This window comes from Nostoc cf. edaphicum LEGE 07299, assembly GCF_015207245.1.
Taxonomy (GTDB): Bacteria; Cyanobacteriota; Cyanobacteriia; order Cyanobacteriales; family Nostocaceae; genus Nostoc; species Nostoc edaphicum_B.
In genome coordinates, this window is the sequence record NZ_JADEXF010000060.1 from 1 (window position 1) to 9,554 (window position 9,554).

The following is a 9,554-nucleotide window of genomic DNA, read 5'->3' on the forward strand; positions in this document are numbered from 1 at the left end:
ATATCTACCAGTGCCCTGACTGGTGTACCATCACTCAAAAACATATTTAAAGTATAGGTTAAACTCGTGATTACACAATAAAAATACTCATTTCCCCATGTAAATATATAAACAGGCGGGCGTTTGTCAGTTGCTTTACTGATAGTCTCTACACCTAGCTTAATTGTATCTATATATTTTTTCATTACCGACTCTTTCGTTTCATAAGTATCATAAAGTAACTGCTTGAGTGTAAATTTGTAAGGTTCAACGCCAGAAAAGTTTACTTTCGGAAGTAGATTAGTTCCTCTATTACCATCCTTACTTTCCCACTTAACAGTCCGAGCGAAAGTAATATCTGTAGGATTAAACATTAATTCAATATCTGGCGCTTCACCGTTATAAGCTACAAGTTTGGCTTTCTCAAGTTGCGGTTGGCGTTTTTGAATAACAATAATTGCTGGACTTGCCATTTGAGTATTTCTCCAAAAATTAATTATTGAATACAAATTTACCAAGGTAATCTACCAGAGGAACCACCATGACGTTCTCGCTCAATTTCTATCCGTTGTCGTAATCTGCTATAAACTTCACGAGCTAGAGCTTCAAGATCGGCTGTATCATCTTTATCATCTTCTTGAGAAAATGAGGATGCGCTCTCTATAGTCTCAGTTACTGGTGCTATTTCTCTAGATATGTCGGGTGGAGTAACTTCTCCACCATCAGCAAAGCCTCTAAGTGAAGGAAGATGTTTAGCAAAAACTTGTGGTGATTCTGAAACATGAGAAAATTCATAATTTTGGCTATTAGATTCTCCGTCATTAAAATTAAAGCTAGTGAATTCATCATCATTTCCATTTAGTAAATCTTCCACACTTGACCATTGAGAAGGTGTATTTGACCATTGGGAAGATGTATTAGTGGTGGAATTTGCTTTTCGGAAAATCAGGGGAGGTGATGAGTATTGGGGTGAGGATTCACCTACATCAATTGTTTCATTGTGAAGGGTATGAATTTCTGGAGAATTGAGAATAGAAAGTTTCTGTTTATTAATATTCAACCCCAAGGAAGAAGGAATTAAAGAATTCGATATCTCAGGTGAATCAGTCTCAGCGCTTTTTAATTGTAATGAAGCGTCTGAAAAAGAATCGACTTTAGTCGGAGTCTCTGGAGAAATTGGTTCTTCTGGTTCTGTAGGATTGGGTGCCTGTAAACTTGGAAGAATAATATCCTGCGGTGTTCCACCCGTGTTTATGTGATGTAGTAGGGGTAGATTCTTCTGTGCATCTCTAGTATTAATCACAAACTCCCCAGGCGTAAGCATTGCAGGTACTGTATCTGAGGGTGCTATCTGCTGACGATTTTCAATGCGGGAATCTGTTACGTGGCCACCAGTAGCATAACCTTTATGTGCTGGCAAATTTTCTGCGATCGCATTTTGCTCAACTTGAGGTAGTGTGTTTACCTCATTTTGTGGGGAGGTTGGATTATCTGAGGTATCAACAAAGGTTGGTATTTCAGGATTTTCTTCATTTGTTACCGCAGAGGTAAATTCTGATTCTACTATTTGTTCATTGTCAATAATTTCCCTGAAAATACTCGCATTTTCACCAATCTCAGGCGATATGGCGGTAATTTTTGGTGCTTCACCAATCTCACGTGATGTGGCGGTAAATGGTGCGATCGCAGTTTCAGTTGATGTGGCGAAAAGTGGTGCGATCGCAGTTTCACCAATCTCAGGTGATATAGCACTAACTACTGGCGTTTCAGAAATCTCAGTTGATGTGGCGAAAAGTGGTGCGATCGCAGTTTCACCAATCTCAGGGGATATTGCACTAACTACTGGTGTTTCACCAATCTCAGGCGATATAGCGGTAATTGTTGGTGTTTCAGAAATCTCAGTTGATGTAGCGGTAATTGGCGCGATCGCAGTTTCACCAATCTCTGATGATGTTGTACTAATTGTTGGTGTTTCAACAATCTCAGGTGATGTAGCTGTAAGTGGTGCGATCGCTGTTTCACCAATCTTAGACGATATGGCGGTAATTGTTGGTGTTTCGCCAATTCCAGGCGATATAGCGGTAATTATTGGTGTTTCAACAATCTCAGATGATGTGGTGGTAAGTGGTGCGATCACTATTTCATTAATCTCAGGCGATATAGCGGTAATTGTTGGTGTTTCAACAATCTCAGATGATGTGGTGGTAAGTGGTGCGATCGCGGTTTCACCAATCTCAGATGATGTAGGAGTAATTGTTGGTATTTCAACAATCTTAGGTGATGTGGCTGTAAATGGTGCGATCGCGGTTTCACCAATCTCAGATGATGTAGGAGTAATTGTTGGTGTTTCAACAATCTCAGGTGATGTGGCTGTAAATGGTGCGATCGCGGTTTCACCAATCTCAGATGATGTAGGAGTAATTGTTGGTATTTCAACAATCTCAGGTGATATAGCTGTAAGTGGTGCGATCGCAGTTTCACCAATCTCAGGCGATATGGCGGTAATTGTTGGTGTTTCAACAATCTCAGGTGGTACTAAAATGGGCTGACTTTCTGTAAACTCGCTATTAGTACTCTCAACATAGCTGTCATCTTGCAGTGAAGTCAGATTTGCTGAGACATCTGAGACATGAACCACCATACCAGACTGTGACTCTGAAATTATTAACGGTTCATTATTATCAGAGTTTCTGAATAAACTAGGTGTGTCTTCAATATCGACTGAGGTAGGTGTTAACTCAACAGGTATACTCGCTGGAGATTCACTTGAAACACTAGAATCAATTTCTTGTTGTAGTGCAATAGGATTTTTGGGAATTGAATACTCAGAATTAGGTACAGCAATATGCGCCTCTACAGTATTTTCATCATTCGCCAAAGGATGGAGTAAAGTAGGTGCATCATTTGAGGTTCGTGCTGACGGCAAACCTAGAGAATTATCAACGACAGCATTATCCAGTTGCAATGTAGGTGTTTCCAAATTAGCCTCAACAGACAAAGGCTCATCTGATGCTAATAAGCTATTTTCATTACTATTAATATTAATCTTGTTTTGAACAATATTCTTAGCCACAGATGATTTGGCTGCTTTTTTAGATTTGGATTTGGATTTTTTATCAAGTGGTTTTTGAGATTTATTTGCTTTTTTTGATTGTGATTTACCTTTAATATTTAATTGTTGCGAGGTATCATCACTTGTTTTATCAATCCGATTTGGCAGTATCTCTGGAATACTGTCTTTTACTAGTTCACCAGTATTAAAATGACTATTTTCGGGTAGAGGTATTGAATCAAAATAATCAGATTCAAATAATGACAAATCACTATTTATATCTTGATTATCCCAACCTATTAATGGTTGTATCGATGGTTCATTTTCACGAGATAATAAAAATTTAGAGGATGTAACTAATGGTAGCTTAGTTTGGATGGGACTTAGAAAATTACTTCGTGAATGCAGAGAATGAGACTGTTTTCTCAATACCATTATATCAGGATTTGATAAAAATGATATTATTCCAAGTGGTTGAATATTGTTTCCTAGCGGAGATTGAATAATTTGCATAGTTATCGTTTAAAAATAGCCAATTAGCTAGAAACGAAATATCCACTTTTTTGATTCCGTTGTACAGAAGTGCCTCCTCCTGTAGTTCTTGCAACTTGTAAGCCTTCATAAGCTAAAGTTAATTCTTCAATGGCAACTGCCTTTCCATCTGCTTGAAGCGCAGGTGTTTTCCAGGTTATAGGAATAGCACCAATCAAAGTCCAACTCATCATCGTTTCACCGGCTTGATTGAAAATCAGAATATTGACATTGCGTCGAGATGTTTTCTTCTGTTCATCAAAAACTGCATTCATCCAGTTCCAAAAACCTGGATGATCGGTAACTCCACGTTTAAGAGTTATGTCTGCAAATTCTGTATGACCTAAATAAATTCTTTGTTGGTCGTTAACACCGCCTTCCTGAAAAATATTTTTCTTAATTTGAATACTTAATCCTGTGCATTCAGCAAAAGAGGCAGCAATCGAACTGTCTATCTCTACGTAGAAACGATTAGTCGTGACATAATTTAATTCGTGAGTAATGTTGCCGTTATTAGCGCCTGTAGCCATCACAACCACCTTTGAGAATTATAATTACCTAGCCTTTCCCGCTGCGATCGCAAATCTTCTAGCAAAAGTTTATATACGTGTTCTGTGAGTTGGTTCATCAGCAGTGAATCGTTGAGATATTTATTTGCCGTTTTAGCCGCCTTGCTAGCATCAGATACCGCCGGAACCCCAGCGTAGCCAGCAGTACCGCCAACATCTCCATCGAAGGTGAAAAAACTTTGTTGCTGTTTTGAGTCCATAAATAAAAAAAACTCTCCCTAAATCCAGGCTAAAGGTACTGCATCAGAATCAAAAGTAGCCAAAAGTCGAACTTAGTAGAAGCGCAAGGCCTTGCACCCCTACGTTCGCTGGAAGTCCCTTAGAGGAATTGTGTTATACCAATTTGAAAAATGATTGATGCATAGATGAGGAAGAGAAAAGGGCGATCGCTTAACCTTTAACCCTTGCAGTTACACCTTTTATCCTCACAGTTGCACCTTTTATCCTCGCAGTTGCGCCTTTTATCCTCGCAGTTGCGCCTTTTATCCTCGGACTTGCACCTTTTATCCTCGAAGTTGCACCTTTAACATTCATCATTCTACTTTTGAACTTAAAGCTTGCACATCAGAATACAAATTGTCGAGTTAAAAGGGCGTAGGTTTAGCCCATCGGAGACATTACTCAACCTCTGAGCTTAACCAATAAGCTAGTTTTACTCATCTAAACGGTGTGCGATCGCACTCAGCAACTCCTCAAAGTCGGATGCGCTGTGAATATCAGGGGTAAGCGTGTTCATATCTTTTAGCAGGTTAGTCAGTTCTGCGATCGTGTTGCGAATCTCGGTGTATTGGTCAATTTCTTCACGAAATCCCTGTAAATTAGCTGCACCAACTTCTCTCATAGCTTTATCTAATTCTTTAATTTCTTCTTCCCAATGCTTAATATATTTAAGTCTTGCAACAGGTTTATAAATTTGGGCATCCGCTAACACAATCGGGAAAATTCGATTATAAAATTCTCCATTTTTAACAATTTGCACTAGCTCAAACATACAATTGGGAGATTTTAAATACTTGTCACTAATAACTGCGATCGCACATTTACCGCGCCCAATCCGTTCCATGAAGGCTTTAATTAGTCCTTTGTAGCCCAAATCGCGTTTATCACGGATGATTTTGATTCCTTTTGCCTGCAAAGTCTCATCTAGTTTATTGACAAATTGCTCACTTTCTCCGCCCCAAGCATAAGAGATGAAAATTTCCTTCTCGAATTCAATTGTAGATTGACTATTCATGATAGGTTTTTGTTCTTGATTGCTATCTCGTAACCGATGCGTCAATGATTCATCTCGCTTGCGCTCCAGTTCGCTTTGCAACTGTGCAACTTGGGGGTTGATTTCTCCATCTGCTTTAGCAGGTTGGAACATGACATCATCGATTAATTTGCGAACCTCTATCATTTCAAAGCTGTTCTCACACTCAATCTGGTAGCGGCTAGCATTCAAGCGTTTTTTGAGTGAGTCCAGAGAATAGGAATAAGGTAGTGGCAGGTTTTTGCAAGTCTCACAGTTACACGGAACTAGGGTTTTAGGTTGCAAACGTTCGTAAGAGTTGTGGATTTTTTCTAATTCATGGGTGACAACAGCCATTAGTTCTTTTTTGCGGTTTCCGGCTACACGGATTTTAATTTCCCGTTGATCGTAGTTTTCAATGACTTCTGCACGAGTTTGGTCTTTGTTGAGAACAATACCGCTTTTCCAAACAAGTTTTTGCTGTTCAATCCAAGGGTGCGTCTCGACAATAAAACGGGTAAGGATGCCTTTTGGCATGAAGTCATAGGTGTAGCGCAAGATGAGGTTATGGCGATCGTCCCAGGTATAATCAGCTTTTTCAATAGAGAGCAATTGAGGCGCAATATAGGTGTCACGATGACCAGGAATTTCGTAGCAAAGCTTAAACCGCATCATTAATTGCAGAAGTTCATCTCGCATATCCGTATATTCGCCGTCTTGCCAAATATCTTTAAGGTCGTTCTTAGTAAAACAACCCAACTTTTTCTTAACATTGTCATTGTCCAAAACTTTATAAACAGCAGTTGTACCCCATTCCGGTTTGAGTATGACATGGTGTTTCAGTGTAGAATCATCTTGAAAGTGGAGGCAAACACCGAGATCGTGGAGATAGTTGCTCAAGCGCAGCATATCTTTACGGTTTGTTAATTTATTAAGTCGGCAAAGGGTACAATATTCTTCAAAGCTGATGTAATTTCGGGAATCGTTCTCTAACGCTGTTCTCACTCTTACCCAGAGTTTTGGTAGAGGCGTGCCAACATGGTCAAGTCTGCTGATGTAAAGTTGAATCGCGTCTTTAATCTCTGCTAAACCGCGATTAGTATCTAAATTGGTTGCCAGTATTTTCTCTAAGTTGTCAAATTCTCCTCGTAACTGGCGCTCATTGACTTGGCAATCACGGTCTTGTTTTTCGTTTTTGATGATGAGAACTGGACTCTTGTCACTCAAGAGTTCGACAACCTTCAGCCACCAATAAAAATCGGTATTTTCTTTGCGAGTGTCGGCAACTAAAGCATAAAGCGATCGCTTGCTGAGGAAAAACTGATGGGTTTGGTGGTAGATTTCCTGACCGCCAAAATCCCAGATGTTGACGCGAAACTCTTTACCATTGGGCTGTGTAAAGTGCCACTGGATGACATCAATGCCTTCGGTTGATTCCTCATCTGGCTGGAGTTTGTAGTTTTCATCTGCAATTTTCTTGGCTAAAGAGGTTTTACCAGCTCCTCCTTCGCCAATAATTAAAAATTTGGCTTCATAGAATAGTTCGGTTTCGGTTGGATCTTGCACCCGAAAATAGAAATCAAGAATTTCATTCACATCACCAGGTTCTTCGGATAAATCCTTCAACCCCAAAATCTCTGGTGGAATGGGAACTGGGTTGCTACGAAGATCCAGCTTGTTCAGGTTTTGCAGTTGTCTGATTTCCGGTGGAAGACTGCTCAGTTGATTGTTGTAGAGGTTGAGCGATCGCAGGTTGGTGAGTTGGACTATTTCCGGTGGCAGACTACTCAGTTGATTGTTGTAGAGGTAGAGGGTTTGCAGGTTGGTGAGTTGTCTAAATTCCGGTGGAAGACTGGTCAGTTGATTACCGCTGAGGTAGAGGGTTTGCAGGTTGGTGAATTGGACTATTTCTGGTGGCAGACTGCTCAGTTGATTGTAGCTGAGGTAGAGGGTTTGCAGGTTGGTGAGTTGGACTATTTCTGGTGGCAGAATGCTCAGTTGATTGTAGCTGAGGTTGAGAATTTGCAGGTTGGTGAGTTGGACTATTTCCAGTGGCAGACTGCTCAGTTGATTACCACTGAGATTGAGGGTTTCCAGGTTATTGAGTTGGACTATTTCCAGTGGCAGACTGCTCAGTTGATTACCGCTGAGTTTGAGCGTTTGTAGGTTGGTGAGTTGGACTATTTCCGGTGGTAGACTGCTCAGTTGATTGTAGCTGAGGTCGAAGGTTTGCAGGTTGGTGAGTTGGACTATTTCCGGTGGCAGACTGCTTAGTTGATTGCTGCTGAGATCGAGCGTTCGCAGGTTGGTGAGTTGGACTATTTCCGGTGGCAGACTGCTCAGTTGATTGCTGCTGAGGTCTAGCGTTCGCAGGTTGGTGAGTTGGACTATTTCCGGTGGCAAACTGCTCAGTTGATTGCTGCTGAGGTCGAGCGATCGCAGATTGGTGAGTTGGACTATTTCCGGTGGCAGTATTGTTAAGCCTTTGCCAGAAAGCTCTAATTCTGTCACCTTGTCTGTGACAGCTTGTTCAATAATTTGCAGCAGTTCTTCGTTAGTCATTTCGGGTTTTACAGAGGCGATGCCTGACGACGAGTTGCTGCTTGAACGCGCAGCAGAAAAATTTAGCTAATTAATTATGTAGCCTGTATCAAGGATTGCATAGAGGCAATGTGCCTTAGCATAGCTCGTGGTAAATATCGCAGACTCCAGATGACATCATATTTTACGTTAGAGTATAGTTTTAGACGACATCAATTTTTAAAATGATGTTTATACTTAGAACTCAGTAAATGAAAGCAGGTGCATAATGAAACTACAAGATTTCTTGGGAAAAGATGAGAAATGGTCATTTGATGCGATCGCAGAAGATGCAGACTTGGCTCGCCAGATTCAGGTATTGTTAATCGGCTTAGGTTTGCTGGAACCTCCAGCCGATGGGAAATTTGGCCCTGTTTCTGTGATATCTCTCAAAAAATTTCAAGAATTAACAAAGACTGAAGAGAGTGGCTTTTTAGGAGCAGTCACAGCCAAGAAACTGATTGAAACCAAAATAGACGATCTTCCTAAACCCCCCTTAAAACTAGGCAATGACATCGCTAGTAAGATTGTGAAATATATGCTATCCAAAGGTTATCAGGTATTTACCAATCCCAAAGAATACAACATTGTTTATGTAGAGGGCGTAGATGCAGACTGGACTCTCAACAGTGATACACCCAATCAATTTAACGATCGCCGCATTGTTATTGAAGTAGTAAATGGCGTTCCCAAAATCGTAGATCATTGGGAAGCGACTACAGAACCAGGGAGGTACTACACTTATAATCCGATGAATCCCAAAGGAGCAGCTAGGATTCAGTTTGGACAATACAAAGCTTGGGCTGTTGGCACCCACGGTACAGCAGAGCCTCATGAAGCGTTAGTGCAAGTTGGAGATATAACAGTTTGTAGAGATTTCAACAGAGATTTTAAACGGACTGGCGACAAACTTGATACAGGTGATAATTTTTATGTTAATCAACACTACGGCTTTGATTTCCCTCGGAATGATATTCGCCTTGCTAGCGCGGGTTGTTTAGTGGGGCGTACCCGTGAGGGACATAGAGAGTTTATGGCAATTATTAAACAAGACCGTCGTTATGTCGCTAATCGCAAATATACTTTTTACACTACCGTAATTCCTGGGGATGATTTACTGAAAACGTTTCCAGGATGAGGAAATGGTTAATTGGTAATATTTGTTGTTGTGATGCAACGTGTAGTAGAGGCGCACAGTTCATTAATGTAAACTTAAGCTCAAATGCTTGTCCCACATACGCTTTACCCCACCCTCAACCCCTCGCCTTGCTAAGGAAAGGGGCGGTTTTGGCTTTAGACAAAACCGGGGTGAGGTGATGGGGTGAGTAAGCGTAAGTAGAATGAACTCAATGTCTAACTTTGTTCTTGTGGTTGTCCTATTTGTGCCGTCAATTTCTCTTTATCTTGCCTGCGTTTTTTGGCGTAAAGTTGAATAGTGACTGCCATCAAAATAATCATGGCGAAAATAGCCCAAGCAGCGATATCTGTAGGTAGATTATTTTTAAACACAGCCAGCAAAACGATCGCTAGTAACATAACTGTAGGCGCTTCATTTAAAGCACGTAATTGCTGACCACTCCAGCGACACTCATCTACTGCTAATTTCTTCATC

6 protein-coding genes and 1 pseudogene are annotated in these 9,554 nt (G+C 40.7%); 1 reads left to right on the forward strand and 6 read right to left on the reverse strand.

From position 1 onward, the window contains the following. The 5 genes from IQ229_RS03015 to IQ229_RS03035 all read right to left on the reverse strand — a co-directional run. On the reverse strand, positions 1–452 hold a 452-nt coding region (locus IQ229_RS03015), incomplete at its 3' end, for a CIS tube protein (protein WP_194041162.1). Positions 453–490: 38 nt separating this feature from the next. Next, positions 491–3,298, reverse strand: coding sequence for a hypothetical protein (locus tag IQ229_RS03020; protein WP_228013056.1), 2,808 nt, complete (start codon positions 3,296–3,298; stop codon positions 491–493). A 269-nt stretch (positions 3,299–3,567) separates the two neighbouring features. Then, a complete protein-coding gene (locus IQ229_RS03025) occupies positions 3,568–4,092 on the reverse strand; it encodes a phage tail protein (RefSeq protein WP_194041166.1) in 525 nt (174 codons plus the stop codon). Further along, a complete protein-coding gene (locus tag IQ229_RS03030; protein WP_194041168.1) occupies positions 4,092–4,331 on the reverse strand; it encodes a hypothetical protein in 240 nt (79 codons plus the stop codon). The genes IQ229_RS03025 and IQ229_RS03030 overlap by 1 nt, the downstream gene beginning before the upstream one ends. Positions 4,332–4,783: 452 nt before the next feature. Further along, a complete protein-coding gene (locus IQ229_RS03035; RefSeq protein WP_194041170.1) occupies positions 4,784–7,924 on the reverse strand; it encodes a leucine-rich repeat domain-containing protein in 3,141 nt (1,046 codons plus the stop codon). Positions 7,925–8,171: 247 nt separating this feature from the next. Here IQ229_RS03035 and IQ229_RS03040 point away from each other — a divergent pair, with 247 nt between their 5' ends. Further along, a complete protein-coding gene (locus IQ229_RS03040; protein ID WP_194041172.1) occupies positions 8,172–9,080 on the forward strand; it encodes a peptidoglycan-binding domain-containing protein in 909 nt (302 codons plus the stop codon). Between the two features lie 215 nt (positions 9,081–9,295). Here IQ229_RS03040 and IQ229_RS03045 read toward each other — a convergent pair. Continuing rightward, a pseudogene (locus IQ229_RS03045) lies at positions 9,296–9,554 on the reverse strand (protoporphyrinogen oxidase HemJ); the annotation flags it as partial.